The sequence below is a fragment of the Bradyrhizobium sp. OAE829 genome, from assembly GCF_040546575.1.
GTDB lineage: Bacteria > Pseudomonadota > Alphaproteobacteria > Rhizobiales > Xanthobacteraceae > Bradyrhizobium.
The window spans coordinates 2,486,129-2,508,254 of sequence record NZ_JBEPOE010000001.1 but is presented as its reverse complement, the minus strand read 5'-3'; the positions used below and the strand labels follow the sequence as shown (position 1 = coordinate 2,508,254).

At 59.0% G+C, this 22,126-nt stretch carries 25 protein-coding genes and 1 pseudogene; 11 read left to right on the top strand and 15 right to left on the bottom strand.

Annotated elements, in window-relative coordinates:
- Nucleotides 1–649 precede the first annotated feature (649 nt).
- A complete protein-coding gene (locus ABIE49_RS12125) occupies nt 650–1,429 on the top strand; it encodes a Crp/Fnr family transcriptional regulator (RefSeq protein ID WP_354066777.1) in 780 nt (259 codons plus the stop codon).
- 571 nt (nt 1,430–2,000) lie between these two features.
- Here the strand turns inward: ABIE49_RS12125 and ABIE49_RS12120 are convergent.
- Nucleotides 2,001–2,180: a hypothetical protein gene (locus tag ABIE49_RS12120; RefSeq protein WP_192740219.1), complete on the bottom strand. Its 180-nt coding sequence runs from the start codon at nt 2,178–2,180 to the stop codon at nt 2,001–2,003.
- 491 nt (nt 2,181–2,671) lie between these two features.
- Nucleotides 2,672–2,839, bottom strand: coding sequence for a hypothetical protein (locus ABIE49_RS12115; RefSeq protein WP_192740218.1), 168 nt, complete (start codon nt 2,837–2,839; stop codon nt 2,672–2,674).
- Nucleotides 2,840–2,993: 154 nt separating this feature from the next.
- On the opposite strand from ABIE49_RS12115, the pseudogene ABIE49_RS12110 reads away from it, so the two are divergent.
- Together ABIE49_RS12110 and ABIE49_RS12105 are read left to right on the top strand one after the other, a co-directional pair.
- Nucleotides 2,994–3,239, top strand: a pseudogene (locus ABIE49_RS12110) (hypothetical protein); the annotation flags it as partial.
- Between the two features lie 15 nt (nt 3,240–3,254).
- The gene (locus ABIE49_RS12105; RefSeq protein WP_192740217.1) at nt 3,255–3,437 is read left to right on the top strand and encodes a hypothetical protein; all 183 of its coding nucleotides are present in this window, start codon (nt 3,255–3,257) and stop codon (nt 3,435–3,437) included.
- Nucleotides 3,438–3,621: 184 nt separating this feature from the next.
- Here the strand turns inward: ABIE49_RS12105 and ABIE49_RS12100 are convergent, their stop codons facing one another.
- On the bottom strand, nt 3,622–4,962 hold the full coding sequence (locus tag ABIE49_RS12100; RefSeq protein WP_192740216.1) for a carotenoid oxygenase family protein: 1,341 nt from the start codon (nt 4,960–4,962) through the stop codon (nt 3,622–3,624).
- Between the two features lie 25 nt (nt 4,963–4,987).
- On the opposite strand from ABIE49_RS12100, the gene ABIE49_RS12095 reads away from it, so the two are divergent.
- Nucleotides 4,988–5,620, top strand: coding sequence for a TetR/AcrR family transcriptional regulator (locus ABIE49_RS12095; RefSeq protein WP_354066776.1), 633 nt, complete (start codon nt 4,988–4,990; stop codon nt 5,618–5,620).
- Between the two features lie 875 nt (nt 5,621–6,495).
- Here ABIE49_RS12095 and ABIE49_RS12090 read toward each other — a convergent pair.
- The 4 genes from ABIE49_RS12090 to ABIE49_RS12075 all read right to left on the bottom strand — a co-directional run bounded on the left by ABIE49_RS12090 (nt 6,496) and on the right by ABIE49_RS12075 (nt 9,675).
- Entirely contained in the window at nt 6,496–6,891 is a 396-nt protein-coding gene (locus ABIE49_RS12090; RefSeq protein WP_192740215.1) for a response regulator, read from the bottom strand.
- 801 nt (nt 6,892–7,692) lie between these two features.
- The gene (locus ABIE49_RS12085; RefSeq protein WP_192740214.1) at nt 7,693–7,848 is read right to left on the bottom strand and encodes a hypothetical protein; all 156 of its coding nucleotides are present in this window, start codon (nt 7,846–7,848) and stop codon (nt 7,693–7,695) included.
- Between the two features lie 25 nt (nt 7,849–7,873).
- Nucleotides 7,874–8,482 (bottom strand): hypothetical protein, encoded by a 609-nt coding sequence (locus ABIE49_RS12080; RefSeq protein ID WP_210337543.1) that lies wholly within the window; start codon nt 8,480–8,482, stop codon nt 7,874–7,876.
- Between the two features lie 731 nt (nt 8,483–9,213).
- Nucleotides 9,214–9,675 (bottom strand): hypothetical protein, encoded by a 462-nt coding sequence (locus tag ABIE49_RS12075; RefSeq protein ID WP_192740213.1) that lies wholly within the window; start codon nt 9,673–9,675, stop codon nt 9,214–9,216.
- 1,096 nt (nt 9,676–10,771) lie between these two features.
- Here ABIE49_RS12075 and ABIE49_RS12070 point away from each other — a divergent pair.
- Nucleotides 10,772–10,957 carry a hypothetical protein gene (locus ABIE49_RS12070; RefSeq protein ID WP_192740212.1) on the top strand — a complete coding sequence of 62 codons (186 nt, stop codon included), beginning with the start codon at nt 10,772–10,774 and terminating at the stop codon, nt 10,955–10,957.
- Nucleotides 10,958–11,073: 116 nt separating this feature from the next.
- Here the strand turns inward: ABIE49_RS12070 and ABIE49_RS12065 are convergent, their stop codons facing one another.
- From ABIE49_RS12065 to ABIE49_RS12030, 8 genes are all read right to left on the bottom strand, one after another.
- A complete protein-coding gene (locus ABIE49_RS12065; protein WP_354066775.1) occupies nt 11,074–11,610 on the bottom strand; it encodes a DUF421 domain-containing protein in 537 nt (178 codons plus the stop codon).
- An 18-nt stretch (nt 11,611–11,628) separates the two neighbouring features.
- Nucleotides 11,629–12,978 carry a PQQ-dependent sugar dehydrogenase gene (locus tag ABIE49_RS12060; RefSeq protein ID WP_354066774.1) on the bottom strand — a complete coding sequence of 450 codons (1,350 nt, stop codon included), beginning with the start codon at nt 12,976–12,978 and terminating at the stop codon, nt 11,629–11,631.
- A gap of 63 nt (nt 12,979–13,041) precedes the next feature.
- Nucleotides 13,042–13,395, bottom strand: a complete 354-nt coding sequence (locus ABIE49_RS12055) for a hypothetical protein (RefSeq protein ID WP_192740211.1) — start codon at nt 13,393–13,395, stop codon at nt 13,042–13,044.
- Complete coding sequence (ctaD, locus tag ABIE49_RS12050; RefSeq protein ID WP_192740210.1) at nt 13,392–15,926, bottom strand: cytochrome c oxidase subunit I; 2,535 nt, start codon at nt 15,924–15,926, stop codon at nt 13,392–13,394. Before ctaD ends, ABIE49_RS12055 begins: the two co-directional genes overlap by 4 nt.
- Complete coding sequence (coxB, locus tag ABIE49_RS12045; RefSeq protein ID WP_192740209.1) at nt 15,923–16,849, bottom strand: cytochrome c oxidase subunit II; 927 nt, start codon at nt 16,847–16,849, stop codon at nt 15,923–15,925. The genes ctaD and coxB overlap by 4 nt, the downstream gene beginning before the upstream one ends.
- A complete protein-coding gene (locus ABIE49_RS12040) occupies nt 16,846–17,292 on the bottom strand; it encodes a c-type cytochrome (protein WP_354066773.1) in 447 nt (148 codons plus the stop codon). The genes coxB and ABIE49_RS12040 overlap by 4 nt, the downstream gene beginning before the upstream one ends.
- Before the next feature lie 124 nt (nt 17,293–17,416).
- Nucleotides 17,417–18,004 (bottom strand): c-type cytochrome, encoded by a 588-nt coding sequence (locus ABIE49_RS12035; protein WP_354066772.1) that lies wholly within the window; start codon nt 18,002–18,004, stop codon nt 17,417–17,419.
- Between the two features lie 2 nt (nt 18,005–18,006).
- Nucleotides 18,007–18,642 carry a cytochrome c oxidase assembly protein gene (locus ABIE49_RS12030; RefSeq protein WP_192740207.1) on the bottom strand — a complete coding sequence of 212 codons (636 nt, stop codon included), beginning with the start codon at nt 18,640–18,642 and terminating at the stop codon, nt 18,007–18,009.
- A 163-nt stretch (nt 18,643–18,805) separates the two neighbouring features.
- On the opposite strand from ABIE49_RS12030, the gene ABIE49_RS12025 reads away from it, so the two are divergent.
- The 6 genes from ABIE49_RS12025 (at nt 18,806) to ABIE49_RS12000 (ending at nt 21,994) form a co-directional block, all read left to right on the top strand.
- Nucleotides 18,806–19,156 carry an HAD family hydrolase gene (locus tag ABIE49_RS12025; protein WP_192740206.1) on the top strand — a complete coding sequence of 117 codons (351 nt, stop codon included), beginning with the start codon at nt 18,806–18,808 and terminating at the stop codon, nt 19,154–19,156.
- 14 nt (nt 19,157–19,170) lie between these two features.
- Nucleotides 19,171–19,785 (top strand): cell envelope biogenesis protein TolA, encoded by a 615-nt coding sequence (locus ABIE49_RS12020; RefSeq protein ID WP_192740205.1) that lies wholly within the window; start codon nt 19,171–19,173, stop codon nt 19,783–19,785.
- Nucleotides 19,786–20,152: 367 nt separating this feature from the next.
- Nucleotides 20,153–20,599 (top strand): small heat shock protein HspD, encoded by a 447-nt coding sequence (gene hspD / locus ABIE49_RS12015; RefSeq protein WP_192740204.1) that lies wholly within the window; start codon nt 20,153–20,155, stop codon nt 20,597–20,599.
- Between the two features lie 70 nt (nt 20,600–20,669).
- Entirely contained in the window at nt 20,670–20,993 is a 324-nt protein-coding gene (locus ABIE49_RS12010) for a hypothetical protein (RefSeq protein WP_192740203.1), read from the top strand.
- Nucleotides 20,994–21,468: 475 nt separating this feature from the next.
- On the top strand, nt 21,469–21,699 hold the full coding sequence (locus ABIE49_RS12005; protein WP_354066771.1) for a sigma-70 factor domain-containing protein: 231 nt from the start codon (nt 21,469–21,471) through the stop codon (nt 21,697–21,699).
- The gene (locus tag ABIE49_RS12000; protein WP_354066770.1) at nt 21,683–21,994 is read left to right on the top strand and encodes a hypothetical protein; all 312 of its coding nucleotides are present in this window, start codon (nt 21,683–21,685) and stop codon (nt 21,992–21,994) included. The genes ABIE49_RS12005 and ABIE49_RS12000 overlap by 17 nt, the downstream gene beginning before the upstream one ends.
- The last annotated feature ends 132 nt before the right edge of the window (nt 21,995–22,126 follow it).

Genomic DNA, 22,126 nt, shown 5'->3' with positions numbered 1-22,126 from the left:
GCGGCGTTTATTACAGGGCGTTAATGAGGAGACGACCATGCCAGTCCTATTACTCTGGGCCGTCCCGGCCGTGATTTTCGTCGGAGGCGTCGGCTACTTTTTGGTTAGAACCGTCAATTAGCTAAGCGGCTGAATTGACAGACCCGGCACCTGGCTAACGGTGCCGGGTTTTTTCTTTTGGCAGGAACAAGTGGCAAATGACCGGAATTGATGGAGTGTCCGAAAGGACGACATGTATGGTGGATACGGCAAACTTTCCGGCCTCGGCGTGCTTCCCCCTAGAACGCCGGGCTGCTCTTTTGGCTGCGCCCACCTACTGCACTGGCGTACCCATTAAGCCAAGCCGGCCCCATGTGCGTCTGGGGATGCAGTGGGGGCCGCCCATGGCGCCTGCAGCGACGGAACGCCAAACGGGTCAGGCAGCTCTTCGAACCAGTTCGGGGCGCCGAAGCTCATCGCCGAATTCAGGTTATGCCAGTTGTCGTGCATTAGGTCCGGAAACGGACGCCCGCTGTCTTTTCCCTTCGAAGTTACACAACAAAGTGTTGTGCTATGTCCGGTGGCGGACGCGCCATCTGCTGATCTTCGGTTAGCCTGTAGGGCCGATAGCCGCGAGTTGTTCGCTCCCGCCTGTCCAAGGAGGAGCGTCATGCCTCTCACCGATAATGTTGTCCTGGCCTCGCTGCCGGCAGCCGACTTGTCACTTCTGGCGACACATCTAAAGGTCGTCGCGGTTAAGCAGCATCAAATACTGTTTGAGGCTGGGGATCCGCTCGAGGCGGTCTACTTTCCTTTAAATGCAGTCGTGTCGCTGGTTGTCAGCCTTTCAACCGGCCAGTCCGTCGAAGCTGCGATGGTCGGACGCGACGGCGTGGTCTCCGCCCTGTCCGCGTTAGACGGGCAAACCGCAGTGAACAGGGGAGTTGTGCAACTCGGTGGCCAAGTCATGGTCTGCAGTCCCGCGGCGCTTAAGGAAGCCGCAAAACAGAGCGACACCATTCTGTCGATGATCAGCCGCCATGAGCTGGCGCTATTTGCACAAGCGCAGCAATCGGCGGCATGCATGGCTAGCCATCGTGTCGAAGCCAGACTGTGCCGTTGGCTTCTGCGAGCGCGAGATCTCGCCGGCAGCGATGCGTTGCCATTTACGCAGGAGTATCTGGGCGAAATGCTCGGCGTCCGGCGTACGAGTGTCACTGTCGTCGCTAACACGCTTCAGCAGGCCGGTCTTCTTCAATACCGCAGGGGAAGAATTCAACTGGTGAATTTAGAGGCCCTCGAGGAAGCCGCGTGCGAGTGCTATCAGGCCGTAAAGTCAACTTACGAGAAATTGCTGGTGCACGATCATCGAGCCCATCGCGTCCTGCGACCGGTTTCGCCCTTAGACGATGTCGCGGTTGCGGAACGGCCCCAGCGCAGGGGGAGCTGAGGCCGTTGTCCGGGAGGTGCGCGCCGGCACCAAAACGAAAGAGGCCGCCAACTGAGGCGGCCTCAGAGGTCAAGCATCACCGCAGCCGCCCCCGGGGGCACCGTTCGGCTGGAGTCTTCGGATTGACGCGCTTCCCAAATCGATCGTTCCAAAAAATTGCGAAATTCAGAATTAGAAGGTGCTTGCGACGACGCGCGACGCATTACCGCTTTTTCCGAAAGTGAAGTGAACGCGAAACGGCCCCAGCTCAGGGGTTGGGACTGGGGCCGTCGTCGTGGGAAGCATGCGCCGGTGAGCGCCGGCGCGATCAGCTAATAGCGAAGGGCCGTAACAGTTCCTATGCGAAGGGTGCGGCGCCGGGTGAAATGAAAGTCATCCGAGCAGGACCCTTTAGGAACTGGTCTGGTCTTTAGAAATTAAGCGCAAAGGCCGGTCATCGCCTTGGGTGGGGCAATTGGAAGTGGTCGGCTTAGGGGTCGCCGGTCATTAAATGGACTCCTCCCGGCGACCCCGATTCAGGTTATGTCGGTCGGCGCACATTAGTTCCGGTCGCGCCACGTGAATTCGTTCGTTATGTCCCCATTGGCTTCGCGAGTATGGCCTCCTCAACCTGATCTGCAAGGGTGGTCAGGTGCAAGGCCAGCCGGTCGAACAGCTCGCGCTTCTTCGGGTCGGTCGCGAGGTCGCTGATCAGCCGACACTCGGCTGCATCTGTCCGGAGTTTTTCCAGGTGAACTTGATAGTCTTTCATGGCCCCGCTTTTCCGTTTCGATACCGGAGTTTCCTCCCCGGAAGAGGTTGCAGTCAAATCGAATGGTGCTGTCCTAATTACGACACTCAGACTTCCGAATAAGGACATGGGATGGGCCATATCGAATGGTGAGTTTCTGGCATCGCACCTCGCCTTGGCAGGGGGGCGATATGGAATGGGCCCCAGCCAAGCCCCGGCTGGGGCCTCTTCATTTGGCTCGCAACTTCGGATGCGCGTGTGTGATACGCCTCAGTCGAGCTTCTGGCGCAACTTCTTGATGATCATTCGAAGGTCCTTCGCGTACTCCTCGATGATCCGAACCGCCTCCTCTGATCGCGTCGGCTTTGAAGGTTGGATCGATTTTACTCGTGCGGTGTTTATTGGGCGTCTTCATACCCCAGCATGCTGGGCGGGCCGCGAGTGTTCCGTTGAACCAGAAAAATGGAATTTTTTTTCGGTCGGAGAACCACGCTCACCCATTCGAGGCGGCCTTACTTCTTACCGGTAACCCTACGGATAATGAGCGATGACAGCTTGATCACAAGGTCTTTCAGCGAGGAGTTCTCCTTTTCAAGGGTTTCCACCACTTCCTTAAGGCGCTCTTCGTCGTCCACAATCTGAGGGTGGCGTTGGATAGGCTTTTGCTCGGGAAGATTCATTTGCTCTCCTCCGCCCCGAGAGACAATACCACATTTGGACGACGTCTGGCCGGCAGGCCGGATTGGATCGCGATCTTGCCCACTGCACCTCGCCGTAGAAGATTTGCCAGTGATCGTCGCGGCGGTCGCGATCGCGGCGGCGGGTGAGGGTGGTCATCAGACGCTCAAAGTGACACCTGCAATGGCCGCTGGCGTGACGGACAAGCTTTGGGAGATGGATGACCTCGTCGTGATGCTGGAGCAATGGGAGCTTGCGAACTTCAAGCCGGAGTACCAGTTCGTGGTCCGGCAATACGCCATCGGCAAGGGCCATTCGGTTAGCGTGATCTGGCGCGGAGGGGAAGTGGATACGATCTTCGGATTTGAAAAGGAGGCCGACGCGCTGCAACCAGGCGGCTAGGATGTACATCAGACCTTGAGCGACGATTTCGAACGGCTGTTCGGCAGGCATCACCTTGCTGCCGTACTTTTGGAAGACGAAAGCCAGCAAACCGGCTCCAATATCCCACCCCAATTCGTGGCGTTAGCAAAAGACCCGGTGAGGGCAATGCGCCAGCAGCGACGGGCGTACCAGCACAGGCGGCAGTATTTTCGGTAGAGTGGCTGATTCTGCATCTTATGGGCATATCACGTTCCCCTAGGCAGCGCCAAAGCCATCTGCAACACGCTGAGCTCACGAACCTGTTTGTTGCAGGTTTGGGCGAACCCCGGGGAGAAGGGGAATGCAATATCATGTTTGAACCATCGCGCGTCGTTGACGCGCGATGGTCTCTGCGCCCGACTTACCGGGCGTCGGGGATCCAGTTGCCATGAAAGCCTTGCGGAACGCGTCGTGGCAATTGGATGCGGGCCACGGGCTTCCCTTCGATCTTCTGCGCATCGAGAATCATCAGATCGCTTGTGCTGCGCGTGCGGTCATAGACGAATCCAATCAGCCAGCCATGGTCTTCGCCCCGCGCGCCTTCGCTCGGAATATAGGTGAACTCACTCGGCAAACCGGTTCCGAAATCATGAGCCGTGCTGCTGCCGGACGTGAGTTCGTATTTGCGGACGGTCGTGTATCGCTCGGAAGCAAGGTCAGTGCCGCTGTCGACGGAATAGACAATGTTATGTCTCAAGCCGGCTAGTCTGTCGTCGATACGCGGAAACTCGATTGAGCGGTCATCAAGTTGCTGCTCTTGGGCCTTCGAGGCCCCGGGCGGGATTCGCCATCGCTTCAGCGTCGCCTTGTCGAAATGAGTTGCCGACGGTCCGCCTCGCCACAGCTCATTGTACCAGGCCACATCCACGACGATCGTGCCGTCCGCCTCCTCGAACGCGTTGGCCACATGGAATACGTAGCCGGGCTCGATCTCGACCCAGCGCAGGCTCTCCAGACCGGCGCCCCGGGGCAGAATGCCGAGCCGGGCCCCGTAGCTGTCGCTCCATGCAAACGGCATGGTGCCGCGCTGTGCCGTGGGTAGATCGAACACGACTGGTAGGTCCATGAAAACGACGTGACCCGACGTCAGCGCAAAATCGTGCACCATTGTCGACGCGCGCACCGGGATCTCGATGCTGCGCACCAACGTGCCGGCGGCATCCGCCACATGGTAGGTCAGGAAGGGTGGGCGAAAGCCGTAGCCGAAAAAGTGCAGCTCGCCACTCATCGGGCAAACCTTGGGATGGGCCGTGAATGGCGTGTTGAGCTTGCCGTCGTAATCATGGAAGCCGACGGTGCCCAACTCACGGTTCATGATCATCGGCAGGGCGTTCTCCACCAGTGCCATGATGCGACCGGCATGGGAGATGACGTTGGTATTGGCCGTGCTGCTGCGAACGTCGAAGGCGCCGGGATTCCGTTCGGCGCCATCATATTGCGGCGTCCGTATCCAGCAATTGCGATACCACTCCGCCCGTCCGTTGCGCAGGGATACGCCGTGCAACATGCCATCACCAAAAAACCAGTGTCCGGAATGACCCTGACGCGGATTGGCGCCGTTGCGGGCATAAAGACCGCGCAACACGGGAGGGATCGCGCCCTCCACGGGGAGATCGAACGCGGTCACCTCCTCGGCCACAGGCGCGAGATTGCCGCGCAGCCAGAACGGCTTTGTCCCGGCCACAGATTCCAACTCGTTCATTTCCGTCGTGCTCCTTGATGCCTAAGTGAACAGTGGTTACTTTCTACAGGCGCGAGACAGGAATGTAAACGGTGTTGACATGAGGGCTGGAAAAAAGACCTATCACCATGGTGACCTGCGCAGCGCCCTTGTGATGCGCGCATTGCAGCTGGTTCGTAACGTTGGCGCGGAAAGCTTCAGCTTGCGCGAGGCCGCGCGCGACATCGGCGTCACAGCCGGCGCGACTTACAAGCACTTCGCGGATAAGGACGAATTGCTGTCCGCGGTTGCCGCGGAGGTATTGGAGCTGCTCGCCGGCCGCACTCAAAAGGCAATAACGGGCCTGGTTGGAAAGGAGCGTTTACGCGCCGCAGCCATGGCCTATATCGACTTCGCAGCGTCGGAGCCGCGGCTCTTCCGGCTGGCGTTCAGCCGCTTTGGTTCAAACAGCAGCGCCGAAGTCGATGGAATCCCCGACTCGTTCGAGCAACTGCGCATTGCCGTCGCCGGCGTTCAGGACAATCCAGGCAAACCGGTCGACCCCGACGTGCTGGCGTTGGCGTGGGTCGTCGCGCACGGCGCGGCGTCGCTCATCAGTGACGGCATGTGGAAAAAGAACGATCCCCGTCTTGAAGCGGCATTGCGGCTATCGTTCAAGGGGATCGCGCCATCAAGATAGCAAGTAGGCGAGTGCATCTTGAACCGAGTATCGGCATCGGTGGTTGGGAGTCCCCGATTTGAACCTACCGCACACAGTCATGGGAAATCGGCCCGGGATGTCACGCCCTCCTGTTCCAGTTTGGGCGGCCATTCTGAAACGCCTTGAAAAGCAATGAGGCGTTTCTTACCCAAACAATTCCGTAAAGTATTGAATTTACTATACTGCTTCACTACCGGCGGGCCTCGGCCCGGTTAACCAAGCAAATGTTTCGGGGTCAGATTAACTGACCCACTACCCTCCGCTGGAACCTATCTAAATTTGCAGGCGGCGGGCTGTGACACTTTCGAAGATCCGGGAGGGGCGGGAAGCGTCGTTGACCGCTAGACAGTGGGCAGTGCTTCGGTGAGTGAGTGGATCGTGCCTTTTGGGGCTAGCAGAAATAGACCACTCGCAAATTCAAAAAAGGCAACTAACGAAACGCCCGGCTCTTGAGGCCGGGCGTCACGTAAATTAGCCGTCGAATACAACTTGATATCGTCAATGCCCGAAGGTTATTTCCGCACAATTATGATGTCGGTCCGGTAGCCGACACTAAGATCGAAAAATCAGGAAAAAGTGGCAACGACCGTAATTGGCGGCGCGTCCGAAAGGACACGTAGGGACGGACACCGCCTTTATGGCCTCAGCGCGCTTTCCGCTTCGCGATGGGGCCACTTTTTTGGAACCTCCCCACACTCCGAGAGTCGATTCAGCGCTCCCGGATTGTTGTCCCCCTAAAAGCCACCGGGAGAAAACCCGACCTGGGTTGGCGGCTCTAGCGTACCCGCTGGGGCCGTTTCTGATTCTAACCGGAAGAGGCCGCCAGCCAACTGAGGTACTTAACTGCGCGGGCCTTATCCTGTCGGCGTGGGCGACGGCCCGGGAGTGTTGAGTAAGTTGGAAATGGCGGTCACCAGCTGCGCGGCGGCGAAAGGCTTAATCAGTAGCAGGCTGTTAGGGACGCCTCGGACTGGCCATTGGTCCGCCACAGCGCCCGTTATATAGACGACGGGGAAGTTGGGATCGATCTCGCGTGCCGCCCGCGCGACTTCCCACCCATCGATTCTGCCGCGCAAATTGATATCACTCACCAACGCGCGGTACGGGAGCTGACGGCCCTTTAGCAAGGTCACCGCCTCTTCGCCCGAAGCCGCGAGCGCTGGTTCGTAGCCGCCCTCACAAAGAGCTTCATCGATGAGCGCTTGCACCGCGGGGTCATCTTCAATGACCAGGATCAGTACAGTTTCCACGTGCGATTTCCCCTTAGGGCGCTGGCATACCACGCGGCGCTGACGTTTCGCATAACGAAATTAGTCTGGGATTTAGTCTGGGACTTTTTCCGGATTTCGATCCCTTGCGTTCTACGATTTGGCTGTATGCCGTTTCGAAAAAGCCAAGTGTTTCAAAGGGGTTTAGTGGCGATCCCAGCAGGATCAACCCACGGAGTAGAAATCCGTTACGCTAAGGACAAGTCCTGAACGGCAGTTGGCAAATTCACTTTTAGGATTTGCCAACTGCGGAATCGAACCTTCCAAGGAGAACATCGCAGTGATTTCGCAGTGAATTGGGTGAAATGAAAGTGAACAAAACGTGGTGATCTGGAGCGCTAATCCCTAATAAATCAATGACATAGAAATCATGCACTGCGTTCGGGACGCAGGGGTCGCAGTAGGCAGGTTCGCGGCGCAATGTTCAAAAGTGAACCTAGCAACATGACAACAATTTAATTCAGGCAGCGGAAATCTCTTGGCGACCAGCTGCGTATTTCGAGCGTCGGCAGAGGTGCCTCGCATGCAGCATCGACGCCGGCCGGCGGTCCCATCGCTGTCCCAGGGTGGGACCGCTGTCCACACGAGTGCAGGGGCAGTTGCACGGCATGGTAACGATCGAAGGATCGCTATTGCTGAAAACCGCCAACGAATACTCACAGGCCTACTGCAAAGCATTGCCCATCAGAGTTAGGTCCAGCGGGAAATCGCACCGACGATTATCACGACAATGACGACGGCAAGGAGACCCCCAAAAGCCACGGCATGTCGCGGCGCTCGGTGTCATGGGCGAATCTTCTTTTCACTAGGCGGAATCTTGTCATGGCTCTCGGCTTCAGCCCGTCGTGCCTGGTCTTTTCTTTGCCATTCATCAAGCGGGTGGCGAGGAACAGTCTTTTCCGACGACTGCGGATTTTCATCGTCGTTAACGACTTTCATTTCCATCTCCTTTGTTTGCAACGCTTCAACTGTGACGCCCTTCGGCGGTTCCTATCCAGTCCGGCGCTGATGTGCCGGGCATCGTCGGCGATCTTCCGGAAGCGGTTGATCCCGTCGTTGCTGCGTCGGGTGTAGACCTTGATCGCTTCGTTGGAGGTGGACCGAAGCCGTCGAACTTGATTTCGTGAATCCAGCGTTCGCCTTGGTACGTTACCGATCGTGGTCGCAAGTGCAGGCTCAATGAAATCCGGGGAAGGGCGCCTTGACGCCGATCGCCGCCGGTTTCTTGCGCTGAAAGGCCACGGTCACACCACATGTATCGGCAGCGGCAGCTGCACGTCGCGGTAGCGTTCGAAGCGGTCGGTGAAGCCTTGCAGGAAAACGGGATGTCGCGGTCCTGCAGATCGCAACGCTGGCGCAGCTCATGGGCGATGTCTTCGGAGACATCCTCCGACCAGCGCTCGGCAGTGTTGAAGGCCACGACGCGGATGGGGTGGCGGTATTGCCCGGTGAGCAGGTCCTGGATGACCGTCTCGAGGTCGGTGGTCTCATAGTCGGTCTCGCGCCAGGCGCGGCCGATTTTGCCGAAATCATCGGCTACCAGGTAGACCGTCTCGTCGTTGCCGTTGGGCACGATCGGCGTCCAATTGGACTTACGCATAAAAGCAACTCCACGCAACGAACCAGACTCAAGCCGGCGCGCTGGGATTCGTTCCGGCTGTACGGGGAAGCCCTTACTCAGGGCGCAGAGCGGCTTTCTTGGTCTCCAACACGCAATTAACTGGGCAATCCCGTCGATGTTGTTGGTCAATTAGTCGCGCGACCAAATACCGAAGGCGCTCAATTTTGGCGTCGATCTGTTAGCACTGACGATGATGAACCGGCTCTGGCGCATCTTCTGCGCCGTCTCGACGATGAACGCCATGCCCAGTCGAGGCCGCTCTGGACGCCATCGAAGCAGCAAACGATTTGCTTGCTCAAGGATCCGCTCAAGTAACCATCGAAGCCGGTGGCAATGTCTATACGCTCGTAAATTTCCCCCTGACCATCATCGACCCCAGAGATTAGGGCTAGCGGGCCGCTACACTTATCGACGTTTCTCTAACTGTACGTCGGCCTCTCTGCCATGCCGAAAGTAGCTAGTGCGACCATCGTCCCACTTCACTTTGATTTCTCCGTCTTGTTCGGTGATGGCCCCGCACTCTGCGCTACTCTTGCGGCCAAGTTGCGGTCGATTGTGGGGGGGCAATTTTACATGTGACATTGCTATGTCCTTTAGCTGAGCTATTGATCGCTAGCAAATTAGTGGGGTCGGGTTAGAGCGGGCGATACGGCGCGGCCATCCCAAAGTTCACCGGCCCGCGATTATTCGTCCCCGATGAGGAACCTGACGAATTCCTCTCTGAAGTTGTAGCGCGGCACAGCTGACGTGGTTACGTCGTAGATAGCGCCAGTATGAATCATGATCGTTAGAATGGATCGCAGGTAGGAATGAGCTTCCTCAAAATAGACGAACTGTCGCTCACTCCCTGAGAAACGGACCCTGTTGTTGGGAAGAATAGCGAATTGGCGAACTAACGATTCTTTGCGGAGGTCTTCTCGCATCTCGCTAATCAGTCCCGGGGCCTTCTTTTCGAGATCGGCAAAGGGGCGGGCTCTGGTAACAGCGAAGCCCTTCGCCTCCACAAAGGCTATCCCCTCCGAGGTTTCTTTCCACTCGCGCAGCAGGCTTGCCGGAAATGAAGTTTCATCGTCGTCGATGAGTTTAGCGTGGTTCTGGCAAAGCCAAATCCCATTCATGATGCCGGAGCGTTCCTCAGAGGTCATGTCCGGATTATATCGCGCCCCGCCGGGGGAAGCCGCACTAATGTGCGCTGCGACACCAATGTTTGTTACGGCGTCCGGATCATCTGAACTAGGCCCAGACGTCGGCGCCCTGCAGTCAGGATTGGAGCAGCGCATCCCTACACGTTTGGCTAGGCGCTCCTTGATTTGCTGTGTAAATTCATCTCTCGGCATTGAACTTAAGGGCCTCAAGCATTTCGACCGAAGGAATGGTTTGCACGACTCAAGTCTGGTCGCTTCAACTATGGAGAGTCAATGGCGGGTGAGGTCACTTGTCCGCCGCGACTCAGGTCTGCAATCTGTCGGCGCATTCCGCGCTGATGGAGCGGAGCCATGGAGATCGAGCGCTTACCGTTGGGCCAATACCTTGCCGACAAGCATCGAGCCGCCGAACTGAGGTGGCGAGGCATGCCACCCGGTAACCGTTATCGCGCCTGTAGATATCGGCCGGCCCACGGGGCGGCTCATCTGTTGCCGAACCTCAGCCCTAACTTATAGGCGTGCCCTAAAACAGCAGCTTGTGTTCGTTTCAACTTCTTCGCTATCTGCGCGGAGTTTTGACCGGCATTCACGGCATCTCGAAGTTGCTCCTCTTCCAGAGCAGTCCACGCAAGGTAGATTTCCTGGCGCGGGAGGTGATCTAATTGTTTCGCTCCGGCACGCAAAAACTCAAGGCGCAACCTGACTGCCTTTTGCGACCTATGAAGAGCCGCGGCAATAGATATGGTCGATCGACCGCTCGACACTAGTTGCAGCAAGCGGCGATCCTCCTCGTTGCTCCAACGCTTTGGTTTGTTCCTGAGCACAAGACTGTCCTAGGTTTCCCCGGCCAAAAATACACCTCGGGGAGCAAGGTTCCTAACGGGGCGGCAACTCACCGGTTTGGCAACAGCCGGCTGGTGTCTCGGGACGAGGTTCATTCGAGGACGGTTTAAGCGACCAGGGGCAGGCGCGCGAAAGGGCTTGGCAATCGCCGGTTGTCTTGTGTGATGTCTGGCACAGTAAGCCCTCGAACGGACCGGGTAGCTTGGCCGCATGACGAGCGATGATCGCCGTCCCGGACCAACGGAGAGGGACAATGAACAACCTTCGCGAACTGACCATCGACGAACTGGACACCGTCAGCGGCTGTGGAGATGACTGGACCTTCGCGTCGGCGCTGGAAATGGAGTCGAAAAAGCGGGAGATGATGAAGACAGAGGGCACGGCAACCGAACAAGCTAAGCCAAGCGTCGCCAGGCCCATTAAGATCAGGCTTAACTAGGACCGCTTCCCGGAGAGATTCCTGCAATTATGGAAGGGCTCACTCAACGGTAGCTGTTGGCGGATCGCGCGAAAACGATGGTAGAACTGAAAGACGGGAAGATTACGTTACCCGTGTTAAGCAACGGGCTGCCGTCTCCGCTTGGGCGCATCTTCCTTGTCTTTCCTGATGACGCTGATCTCGCCGTTGCCTTCGAGCCAGGCAGCCTTCACGTCACGGGCGTCCTCGACGCCTTGTTGCCGCAACTCACTGGACAATTCGTCCTCGGTAATAAATTCCTTACGCATATTGCGCTTGATCATGTCCCCGTCTTTGACGAGCAGCATTGGTGTCGGCGCGAGCAAATGCGCAAAGAGCTTGTAGCGATAGCTCAAATAGTTGAGCGCGAAATCCCAGAACACGATTGTCAGAACCAGCACAAGCCCCTCTGTGATCGACTTGTACTCCCGAGAGAACGCGTTCTGAGCAGCATCGGCAATCACCACCACAACAAGAATATCGGCGATGCCGATCGTGGAGGTCTGGCGTTTCATCACAAAGCGAAGAATCAGAAATAGCGCCAGGTACGTCACCGTGCCGCGCACGAGCATCTCGCCAATTGAATGAGTTGGAATGACCAATTCGGCCCAATCGACAGCGAAAAGTTTCTCCACCCTCGGGTTCTCCGACAACTAATTCGCGGCAGTGCGGCTTTGCGGCGCGACGCGCCATACCACATTGCCGACATCGTCGGCGACGAGAAGTGCGCCTTTCTTGTCGATCTCGACGCCCACGGGCCGACCGTAAGCGTCACCGTCCTTGTTGACGAAGCCTGTCAGGACGTCGATCGGCTTGCCCTCGGGTTTTCCGTCCCTGAAGGGCACGAAAATGACTTTGTAACCGCTGAGCGGCGTGCGATTCCAGGAACCATGCAGGCCGACGAATCCGCCGTTCTGCAATTGCCCCGGCAGCAGGTCGCTAGATGCGAAGGTAAATCCAAGCGGCGCGACGTGATTGCCGAGCGCATAGTCCGGGACTATTGCCTTCTCGACCATATCGGGGCGCGGCTTCACGCGGGTATCGACGTGCTTGCCGAAATAGCTGTAGGGCCAGCCGTAAAACCCGCCGTCCTTAACGGAAGTCAGATAATCCGGGACGAGATCGCTGCCCAACTCGTCGCGTTCGTTGACGACCGTCCAAAGTTCGTTGGTCTGCGGATGGAAGCTCATGCCGACTGGATTGCGCAGACCGCTCGCGAACACGCGCGACTGTCCGGACTTTACGTCGATCTCAAGGATAGCGGCGCGCCGGTCCTCCTTCTCGATACCATTCTCGGCGACGTTGCTGTTGGAGCCGACAGAGGCATAAAGCTTTGCGCCGTCCTTGCTTGCCACGAGCCCCTTGGTCCAATGATGGTTCAACGTTCCGCCCGGCAGCTCGGCGAGTTTCGTGCCGGGTTCACTGATCTGCGTGACGCCTTCCTTGTAAGGGAAACGCACGACAGCATCGGTGTTGGCGACGTAAAGGTGATCGCCGATCAACGCCATCCCGAACGGCGAGTTCAAGTCCTTGAGGAATTCCGTACGGGTCTCGGCAATGCCGTCGCCATCGGTGTCGCGCAAGAGTGTGAGCCGGTTTGCGCTCGGTACCCCTGCGCCGGCGCGCTTCATGACCTGGTTCATCACAAAGGTCTTGAGGCCGGAGCGCTCTTCGCGCTTGGGTGCGTTAGTCTCCGCAACAAGGACATCGCCATTCGGAAGCACGAACAGCCAGCGCGGATGGTCCAGACCTTTCCCAAACGCGGTCACGGCGAGGCCGCTTGCAGGCGCCGGCTTGACGCCTTCCGGCCAGCCCTTGGCGGGCGCGATATCAACGGTTGGGATCAGGGTGGTGACCGGCTCAGGAAGCGTGGGATTGGGGCCGATCGTTGCCGTTTCCGAGATTTTTGAGCTGTCGCCCCAGACGGAAAACAGGAAGGCGAGGGCGCCAAGGACGCCGACGACACCCAGGGCGGCCAGCATTCGGGTGCGGGTGATTGTCATGAGGACCTCCGGACGGCGCGGCGCGCCTCTCCCAACAACCGCACCGAGAGACGCCGGTTCCGACTAGGGTGTTGCCAGCGCGCAGGCCCGTACCAATGCCAACGGTAGAGTATTCCAGATGATGCCGACGGCGGACAAAAGCGCGAGCGACAGCGCGGTATTGCGCAAAAATGTCGCACCCGTTTGCTTGCTTCGTGCGTCTACCCGTGGCGCTGAAACTGAGACCAGGACCAGGGCTGCGAGCGCCGCCACGGTTGCGGAAATGCCAACCCAGATTGTTGCCCGCGCGGAGCCGGCCGGCGGTATGCAAAGGAGAGCCTCCGCGCCGTAAAGCAGGACAAGATGAATGAACCAGACCACCGGCGCAACGAAGATACGCAGAAAATCGGCAAGAGGCCGGGTGCGCGGCACGGTCATGCGATCCTCGGAAAGCCGTGCACGAGCAGGAGACCGAACAAACCTTGTGCGACCGTGTAATGCCAAAGCAGCGCGGCATTGTCGAAGACGACACGCCGCCGATGGCTCAGTAAGCCGGCAAGGCGGCGCGCGACGGCAAAGCCGGCCATGACAACGAGCGCAAGCACAAGCTGAAGCTGAAGGAACGATGTCATGTAAACGAGCGCCGCATGCGCATCGGCTTCTGGACGAAAGCCAGCGCGCCAGTGTGAGAGGACTTCGACGCAGAGACCTCCGCAAAGCAACGCGACCGCCAAGCCAATTGCAGCGACGAATGCTGCCCCGTCGCGAATTCGCTTCGGAAGAATGCGGCCCGCTACGACCATCAGCCCGCTGCTGGCGCTGAGTAAAACAGCCGAAGCGAATGGCCAGGTGGAGTGCGGCAGTTGTTCAGGTTTCGGCCAGATCTGCGGCGAGACCGTCCAAAGGAAAAGGTACGAAAACACCAGGGACAGGAAGAGCGATCCGGCCACGAGCAAGAGTACGACCATTGCCCACCAGGAATGCGAGAGTGGGCCGCTGACATAGGTCGGAACCTTGATGCCGTGACCAATCTCGGCACGAGGGAGCGGCTCGGGATCGTTGCTCCACATCCAGATCAGGATCATCATCAACGCGAGCACGCCCGAGATGATTGCCAGCGGCACAAGATTCACGGTGAGCAGCATGAAAAAACCAGCCGTGAAGACCGCGCCGAGCAGCGGCGTCCAGCCGTCTCCGGGCAGACGTTGAAGCGCCTGTGGTGTCGCCTCGATCGGGGAGGTGATGATGGTTTCGCGCCGACCTGTTACCGTACCAGGCAGATAATGACGCCCCTGTTTCGATTCCTCGGATAGCCCGGGCTGGTCCCAAAGTGGGTTGCGGCTCGTCACCAGCGGAACGCTGCGCGGTCCGTAGACGTCGTTGTGCATCCATTCGAGCGAGGCGCTCTTCCACACGTCCCCGACCGGCTCGGAAAGGGTTGGACGCAAGTTTCGGACGAGATCGACCAGGAAAAGGAGGACGCCGGCCGCAAACAGGAATGCTCCGATCGTCGAGATCATGTTCAGCACGCCCCACTCTGCAACGGCCGGATACGTGTAGACGCGGCGCGGCATGCCCATGAGCCCGGTGATATGCGTCGGGAAAAAAGCAACATTGAAGCCAATGAACATCAGACCGAATGTCGCCTTGCCGAGGCGCTCCGAGAGCACGCGGCGGCTGAAGGCGGGTACCCAATAATACAAGGCACCGAACAGCGGAAATACCATGCCGCCTACCAGCACATAGTGAAAATGCGCCACGACAAAGTAGGTGTCATGCGCCTGCCAGTCGAAGGGCACCATCGCGACCATCACGCCCGTCAATCCACCCAATGTGAAGATGAACAGGAATCCAAGCACGAACAGCGATGCCGTCGTTATCTGCAGACGTCCGGATGCGATCGTCGCGATCCAGGCGAAAATCTGAATGCCGGTCGGCAGCGCGACCGCCATGCTGGCAGCCGAGAAGAAGCTCAACGAAAGCGCGGGGATGCCAGTGGTGAACATGTGATGCACCCAAAGGCCGAAAGAGAAAAAGCTGGTCGCGATCAAAGCGACGACGATCAAACGGTGCCCGACCAGCGGAGTGCGGGCCATCGTGGGTACAATCATCGAGACCATGCCGGCAGCCGGCAGGAAGATGATGTAGACCTCCGGGTGGCCGAAAAACCAGAACAGATGCTGCCATAGCAGGGCGTCACCGCCGTTCTGCGGAATGAAGAACGGCCAGCCGAAGGCGCGCTCGAACTCAAGCAGCAGCGTAGCCAGAATGACGGCCGGAAACGCAAAGACGATCATTCCGGCGAACACCAGCATCGTCCAGGCGAATATCGGCATACGGTCGAGCGTCATGCCCGGCGCCCGCGTTCGCAATACGCCGACGATCAGCTCGATCGCGCCCGCGATAGCGGATATTTCAATGAAACCTATGCCGAGAAGCCAGAAATCCGCGCCAAGACCAGGGGAATACTGCGAGCCTGTGAGCGGCGGATACATGGTCCAGCCACCGGATGGGGCGAGATCGTAGAACAGCGTACCGAAGAATATGATTCCTCCAACGAAGTAGGCCCAGAATGCGAAGGCGCCGAGGCGTGGAAACGGAAGGTCGCGCGCGCCCAGCATCTGCGGCAACAGGAGAATGCCCATGGCTTCGACGACCGGCACGGCGAACAAGAACATCATCACGGTGCCGTGCATCGTGAAGATCTGATTGTACGTTTCCGGCGACAGGAACGTGTTGCCAGGTATCGCAAGCTGAAGGCGCATCAGGAGGGCCAGGATTCCTGCCAGCAGGAAAAACAGCAGCGCCGCGGCTACGTAAAAATAGCCAATGACGGTGTTGTTGACCGCGCTGACGATCCGCCACCCCTTCGGCAGCTTCCAGGCGGCCTTGAGCTCTTCCAATTCTTGCTTAGGCCGCGGCAGGCTGTTTGGGCGCTCTCCCAAGCGCGCTTTTGACGGTTCGCTCATCGCAGGGCCATCAGATAATTAACGAGGGCCGTCTGCTCAGCCGGTGAGAAGATACGAAATTCCGGCATACGGTTGCCTGGCTTGATGTGTTGGCCATCGCGGATGAAGCTCGCGACGTTGTCAGCCGTAGTCGGCAGGGTGTCGATTCCAACGGAACCGCGCGCCCCGAAATCTGTCAGATCGGGACCAATTGTCCCTGCGGCATCTGTGCCCCGCACGGCATGGCAGGTGCCGCAGCCGGCTGCCAGGAAAAGAGATCGGCCACGTTGCTCGATATCGGTTAGGCGAACCGCCTTCCGTTCGACTGCACGGGCAAGCCAGGCGTCATATTCGCCGCGTGGCATGGCGATTATGTTGAGAGCCATCAGCGCATGCGGGCCGCCGCAGTATTCCGCGCATTGCCCGCGATAGACACCGGCGCGTTCGGCAGTCAGCCGCAGGCGCGTCATGCGGCCGGGGATCATGTCGACCTTGCCGCCGAGGCTGGGGACCCAGAAGCTGTGGATCACATCTGCTGCCTTGAGCGTAAAATCGACAGGCTGGCCCACGGGAATCCGGATCTCGTTCGAACTCACGACGGGCGTTGGACCCGCATAGACAACGCGCCACCACCATTGCTCGCCGGTCACCTCGATGCGAACGGCACCGTCCGTATGGCCGGCCTGCACGCGCGTGAGCCATACGCCGTAGCCCAACAAGACGGTGAGCGTGACCACAGGCAAAGCCAGGCCAAACGCGATGATCGAGCGTTCCTGGGCGAGTGCCCCGCGTATGCGCGGCGTGCCGCGCATCGAGAGCCACGTCGCTGCGATGACCAGCCCCAGGATGAGCGAACCGAATGCGAACAGCACCCAGGCAAGTATCGCGATCTGTTCGGCCTGTGGACCGTGCGGCGCAAGTACGGACTGAAAGAATCCGTTCATCGCGGCTTACCCGAAGGAAGAACGCGCGAAGCGTAATACGCCGCCACGTCTTCGATCTGTGCTTCACTCAATGCGCGCGCGATCGGGACCATGATGGTGTCAGTCGCGGTGCCTGGCGCGAGGCCGTTTTTCCAGAGACGAAGCCGGTTAAGCATGTATGGGAGATTTTGCCCGGCCAGGCGAGGATAGATCTGCAAAGCATCTTCGCCATGGCAGCCCAGGCAAGCGGGGACTCTCGTGTTCGGGTCGCCATTCGTCGCGATGATGCGTCCTCGCTCGATAGCGGACGCATCCGTTGATCCTTGTGGCAGGGGTGGGGGTGCTAGGCTTGCATAATATTTTGCCGCACCTCGAAAATCGTCATGGCTGAGCGCGCGCGCGACCGGCTGCATGATTCCACTTGCGCGATGCGCGCTTGCATAAGCCTCGAGCGACGCGACCATGAACGCCTCCGGTTGCCCGTGCAGAACGGGCACCAGGGAGCTGACCGGCCGCGACTGCTCGGCACCGTGGCAGCGAGCGCACGCGCCGATCGCGGGAGCCGTCGTCTCGCTGGTGGCAAGGCTCTCACCGCTCTGCGGTGGCACGCGCAGGCCTCCAGGCGAGGATAGATCTGCAAAGCATCTTCGCCATGGCAGCCCAGGCAAGCGCGAATTCGCGGTATTGTGCGGCGTCCAGGGTCGGGAGCCGTCGCAGAAAGGCAGTGAGCGCCCACGCTTCGTCGTCGCGCTGCTGCGCCGACCACGCTGGCATGCCCGTATATTTGATGCCATTCTTGATGATCCAGAACAGCTCGCGATCGCGCCATGGTCGCATGTCGCTCACAAGATCCGGCGGGGGCGGCAGCATGGCCTGTGCGATCGGGCTGATGGGGATGCCGGGAGCGCCATGACAATAGGCGCAGCCGCCATGGAAGTGCGCCGCGCCGAGTGTCACGAGATCGGCATTATCGAGCCGCGGCACTTCGATTGTCAGTGCGTGGGTCTTGACGGAATTGCGCATTGCGAACGTCAGCAACCATTCGGTCACCGCCCAATGCCCGCGACTTGCGGCGACGCTGTAGATGCCCGACCACATGAACAGTATGCCAAGGATTAGAGCTGCCATTCCGGCCAGCAGGACGATGCGGACACGCACCGTAGGATGGGTGCGCATGGCTAACTGACGGTTCGCTGAATCTGTGGGGGCGCGCCTGAAGGTTCACCCGCGCCGACCAAATGGACCGTCAAGAACACAGCCACGATGAGGTAGCTGAACGGACAGGCTGCAAGCATCAAGAGCCCCGCGAGGTGCTGATCGTCCAAGCTGGGTGCGGTATGGGCCGAGGACCCATAAAGCACTCGTGGCGCTAAGACGAGGAGAGCGGCGAGCAGGCAGACCAACTTGCCCGTGACCAGGAGTGCCGGAATAGCCTGCCAGCGCGAGGAGGCGCGCAGGGAGAACAAGGACGTCCAAAATGCTACGGCAGCCATCAACAGTAGAACGTGCATCACGCCCATCCAGGCAGGTGCATGGTATAGGAGGTTTTGCGCGATTGGTGCGTGCCAGCTCCAAAGCAGGGTGATCTGGAGAATTGTTGCGAGCCAAAGCAGGGAAACGCCCCTAGCAGGCCTCGTGCGGCGCGCGAGCACGATTACGCTGAGTATCGGGGCCGCGACGTTCATCGTGAGGATATGGGCCATCATGTGCTGGGTGTGCGGCCCGAATTGTAAGAAGCCCGCGATCAGCGCGACGATCGCGAAAACGCCTGTGCCGCTCGCAAGAAGAGCAACCTGCGGAGGTCGAGACTGCATGGCCCCTCTTGCCCTGAAAAACGCTGAAGCGACGCGATTAGCTTAACGGTTTGCTCCCGATTTGGTTGTCGTGACAGATTGACGCTGGCACAAAGACATCGCGGTTGGTGCCATCTTTACCAATTGCTCTGGGAGAGTCCCTAGAGCGAGCGCGCCTCGTCGATTGGGCGGTTGCCGAGATCGCCTTTGCTTCCTCGGCCAAGAGGATGATGTCGAAAAGTATCTCGACATCGCAGGCATCAACGACCTGGTGGGCTTGAAAACTTCTTCCGACGACGTAGAAGAATGGAAAATGGCGCCGGACATCTTCGAGATCGGATCGACCGTCGCGATTGGGGACAAGCCCTACGATGCCAAAGCAGCAGGGAAGGTGGGCATCGCGACCATCGGTGTGCCTTTGGCGGGTTTCCTGAAAGCTCGTTACGATAAGCCGGATGCGGCGAGATTTATCCCGGGCCAGCCGGCGGGCGAGGTAGACAAAACGCCCGATCCCACGGTAGCGGTCAGTGGGTAATGCAGGGGCTTTCCATGGCGAGAAAACTGAAAACCTACCAGACCTCGTTGGGCTTTTTCGATCAGGCGATCGCCGCGCCATCAATGAAGGCGGCTCTGGAGGCGTGGGGCGCCGACAGCAATCTCTTCCACCAGGGCGCGGCGAAGGAAAGCGACGATCCGGAAATCATCGCCGCGGCCATGGCGAAGCCCGGCGTCGTTCTCAGGCGCCCGGTTGGAACCGACCGACCCTTCAGCGAACATGCCGAGCTACCCACCGATCTTGGCGACGGCGGAGCAGCGAAGGCCACCCGCAAGTCAAAAGGCTCAAAGACGAAAAAGCGTTCCTCTCGCCCTGTCGATAGGGCGACGGAGCGACAGACCGCTCTCGCCTACGAACGGGAGCAGAGGCGCCGCGAGCTTGAACAAACGAAGGAAGAAGCCGCCAGGCAGAAGGAGCGCGAGCGCCGGCGGCAGGCCGTCGACAAGGCGCACGCTGCGTTGAAGAAGGCTGAGCAAGAGCACGTGAGGCGGGCCGCCGCCATCGAGGCCCAGGTCGAGGCGCTCGAGAAGAGATCACAAACCGAGGTAGCCTGCTGGAAGAAGGAGAAGGACCGATTGGAAGCTGCGCTGCGGCGCGCGCGGTGTTAGTCAACGGCTCTTAGTCGCGGAGAGGTACAGCATCCTACTGCAAAGCCGTTTGCAAGCGCGCAGCTGGTCACGAAATCGCGGAGTCTCCATTCTCCGTCACGTCGGCGAGGGTTTTTCTGGACCGGTCCCCGGTCGACGTAGGCCCCAAAGGGCGGCCGGCGGCGGCGTGGAAGATCGTTAAACCAAGCCACCTATGGCCAGGCTGAAAAATTTTCAGGCGCCTCTTGAAACCAAAATCCGTTTTTTTTATTTTTCAGTCGCCATCGCAAGATGGCTCCTAGGCGCCTGATGGGCCCGGGAACCTGAGACGGACACCGGTCGTGTCCGGTGCCGCTCGTACCCATTTTGCTCTTTGGAGGATCTGGCTATGCGCAGTTACGACTTCTCTCCCCTTTGGCGTTCGACCATCGGTTTCGACCGCCTCTTCGACCTCGCGGAATCCGCCCAGCGCGCGACCGAGGACAACTATCCGCCCTATAACATCGAACGGCTCGGCGAAGACAGCTACCAAATCTCGCTTGCGGTGGCCGGCTTTTCGCCCGACGAAATCTCGATCACGGCCGAGCAGAACGTCGTGACGATCGAAGGCAATAAGCCCGAAAAGTCCGAGCGCGAGTTCCTGTACCGCGGCATCTCGACCCGGCACTTCAAGCGGCAGTTCAACCTGGCCGACTATGTCCAGGTCAAGAGCGCCTCGTTCGACAACGGGCTGCTGAAGATCGAACTGGTCCGGGAAATCCCCGAGGCCATGAAGCCGCGGCGGATCGCCATCAACGGCAGCAACGTTCATCAGATCGAAGCCAAGGCGGCTTGAGCGAATACCCTGCGGCGGCCCGGCCTCGTTGTCGGGCTGCCGCCCCACTCGTCTTAGAATGGAGGAAAACATGCGGCCGACGACCGCCACCCACGACAACGTTTTCGACTTCCAGGCGCTGCTGCACCCCGGCACCGTCTTCGAGCATCCCAAGGATGTGGTATCGCATCCGGATCTGACGCTGGCCGAGAAGCGGGCGATCCTTGCCTCCTGGGCTTCCGACGCTTCAGCGATCGCTTCATGCCCTGCTTTGCGGGCTCCGAAAGCACTGAAGGCGCCAGTAAGCATTGACGCCATCCTCTCGGCCTTATGTGAACTCGATGGTGGCCCGCGCAACCCGCCTGGTGGCACGCCAAAGCGCCGGTTCTCAACGGCGCGGACGATGGCAGCTTGAGGAGGAGCGCATGGACGATATCCGTTTACCTCGTCACGTGATCGACCGTCTGGAGCATCGCTGGGCAAAACGGCTGCAGCAGGATGCGAAGGCATGGAGCGGCGAGAGGGGCAGGTCGGTCCGGTTACGCCCTGTGCAGTCCTGCGGTGCGCGAGACATCCCTGTCACCGTCAGACGTTCTCGCCGTGCTGCGGATGCGCCTAGGTTCGAATAGAACCGCAAGACTTCGAAAGCGATGGATGACCCATACGATCTAGTGCTGGGCATGTTTGCTTTGGCGATCGCTGCCGTCATGCTGGTAGCGGGCGAACTCTATCTTGTGATGCGGCCCGATCCACCGCAAACGTACACGCCGCCGCCCTCGGTCGTAACGTCATCCATCAACGGGTACCGTGCGCCAAATTAGGTTTTTTCAAATCTGGGTACGAAAACGCTGGCAATACGCGCTGTCGAAAAGAGACGAGGAGGGTGGACAATGGGAGGCACTTCATTTGTTCCGATGCTGTCGCTCGACGCCGGGTTGACGCACTATCTTACGGAAATCCGCAAGTTTCCGATGTTGCGGCAGGACGAGGAGTCGGCCTATGCCAAGCGCTGGCGCGAGCAGAATCTTTGGCTGCCTTGTATTCTTAACTTGAAATTTGTTCTTTATTTGTTCTCTATGGGCTCGACCCGCAAAGAGGTGAGCCATGGACAACCGTATTAACGAAATCCGCAAGAAAATCAGGGCATTAAGGGTGAGCATGCTGGAGGCTGACGCCATCATGCACGAGCAGATCAACCAGGATGAGGAATGCTCGGAAATTGCCGGGGAGATCATGGTGATGCGTGCCGCCATGAGCTTGCTGGTTCAGGAGCGCGCCCGGCTCGGTGACCGGGAGCCAATCCTGGTCAACAGCTTCTTCATTCCCAGACGCGCTCCGGCGGCGCCAAGACCGGTTTCTGATAGGCCGACCAGACGGCGCATTGATGCGCGCGGGCCTGAGAATGACCACGCGTAAAAACCGTGAAATCGAAATCCTGTTCAGACGGCTCCGCTTCTACGATCAGCTCGTCGCCGGGCTGAAGGCCTGTACCGGCAAATCCAGAGGGCATTGACGGATGGACCTAGAAGGTGTGCGAAAGGAAATCGA

Coding starts and splice junctions, on each gene's coding strand:
- ABIE49_RS12125 (WP_354066777.1), top strand. CDS start 650: ATGCCTCTCACCGATAATGTTGTCCTGGCCTCGCTGCCGGCAGCCGAC.
- ABIE49_RS12120 (WP_192740219.1), bottom strand. CDS start 2,180: ATGAAAGACTATCAAGTTCACCTGGAAAAACTCCGGACAGATGCAGCC.
- ABIE49_RS12115 (WP_192740218.1), bottom strand. CDS start 2,839: ATGAATCTTCCCGAGCAAAAGCCTATCCAACGCCACCCTCAGATTGTG.
- ABIE49_RS12100 (WP_192740216.1), bottom strand. CDS start 4,962: ATGAACGAGTTGGAATCTGTGGCCGGGACAAAGCCGTTCTGGCTGCGC.
- ABIE49_RS12085 (WP_192740214.1), bottom strand. CDS start 7,848: ATGAAAGTCGTTAACGACGATGAAAATCCGCAGTCGTCGGAAAAGACT.
- ABIE49_RS12075 (WP_192740213.1), bottom strand. CDS start 9,675: ATGACCTCTGAGGAACGCTCCGGCATCATGAATGGGATTTGGCTTTGC.
- ABIE49_RS12070 (WP_192740212.1), top strand. CDS start 10,772: ATGAACAACCTTCGCGAACTGACCATCGACGAACTGGACACCGTCAGC.
- ABIE49_RS12060 (WP_354066774.1), bottom strand. CDS start 12,978: ATGACAATCACCCGCACCCGAATGCTGGCCGCCCTGGGTGTCGTCGGC.
- ABIE49_RS12055 (WP_192740211.1), bottom strand. CDS start 13,395: ATGACCGTGCCGCGCACCCGGCCTCTTGCCGATTTTCTGCGTATCTTC.
- ctaD (WP_192740210.1), bottom strand. CDS start 15,926: ATGAGCGAACCGTCAAAAGCGCGCTTGGGAGAGCGCCCAAACAGCCTG.
- coxB (WP_192740209.1), bottom strand. CDS start 16,849: ATGAACGGATTCTTTCAGTCCGTACTTGCGCCGCACGGTCCACAGGCC.
- ABIE49_RS12040 (WP_354066773.1), bottom strand. CDS start 17,292: ATGGTCGCGTCGCTCGAGGCTTATGCAAGCGCGCATCGCGCAAGTGGA.
- ABIE49_RS12035 (WP_354066772.1), bottom strand. CDS start 18,004: ATGCGCACCCATCCTACGGTGCGTGTCCGCATCGTCCTGCTGGCCGGA.
- ABIE49_RS12030 (WP_192740207.1), bottom strand. CDS start 18,642: ATGCAGTCTCGACCTCCGCAGGTTGCTCTTCTTGCGAGCGGCACAGGC.
- ABIE49_RS12020 (WP_192740205.1), top strand. CDS start 19,171: ATGGCGAGAAAACTGAAAACCTACCAGACCTCGTTGGGCTTTTTCGAT.
- hspD (WP_192740204.1), top strand. CDS start 20,153: ATGCGCAGTTACGACTTCTCTCCCCTTTGGCGTTCGACCATCGGTTTC.
- ABIE49_RS12010 (WP_192740203.1), top strand. CDS start 20,670: ATGCGGCCGACGACCGCCACCCACGACAACGTTTTCGACTTCCAGGCG.
- ABIE49_RS12005 (WP_354066771.1), top strand. CDS start 21,469: ATGGGAGGCACTTCATTTGTTCCGATGCTGTCGCTCGACGCCGGGTTG.
- ABIE49_RS12000 (WP_354066770.1), top strand. CDS start 21,683: ATGGACAACCGTATTAACGAAATCCGCAAGAAAATCAGGGCATTAAGG.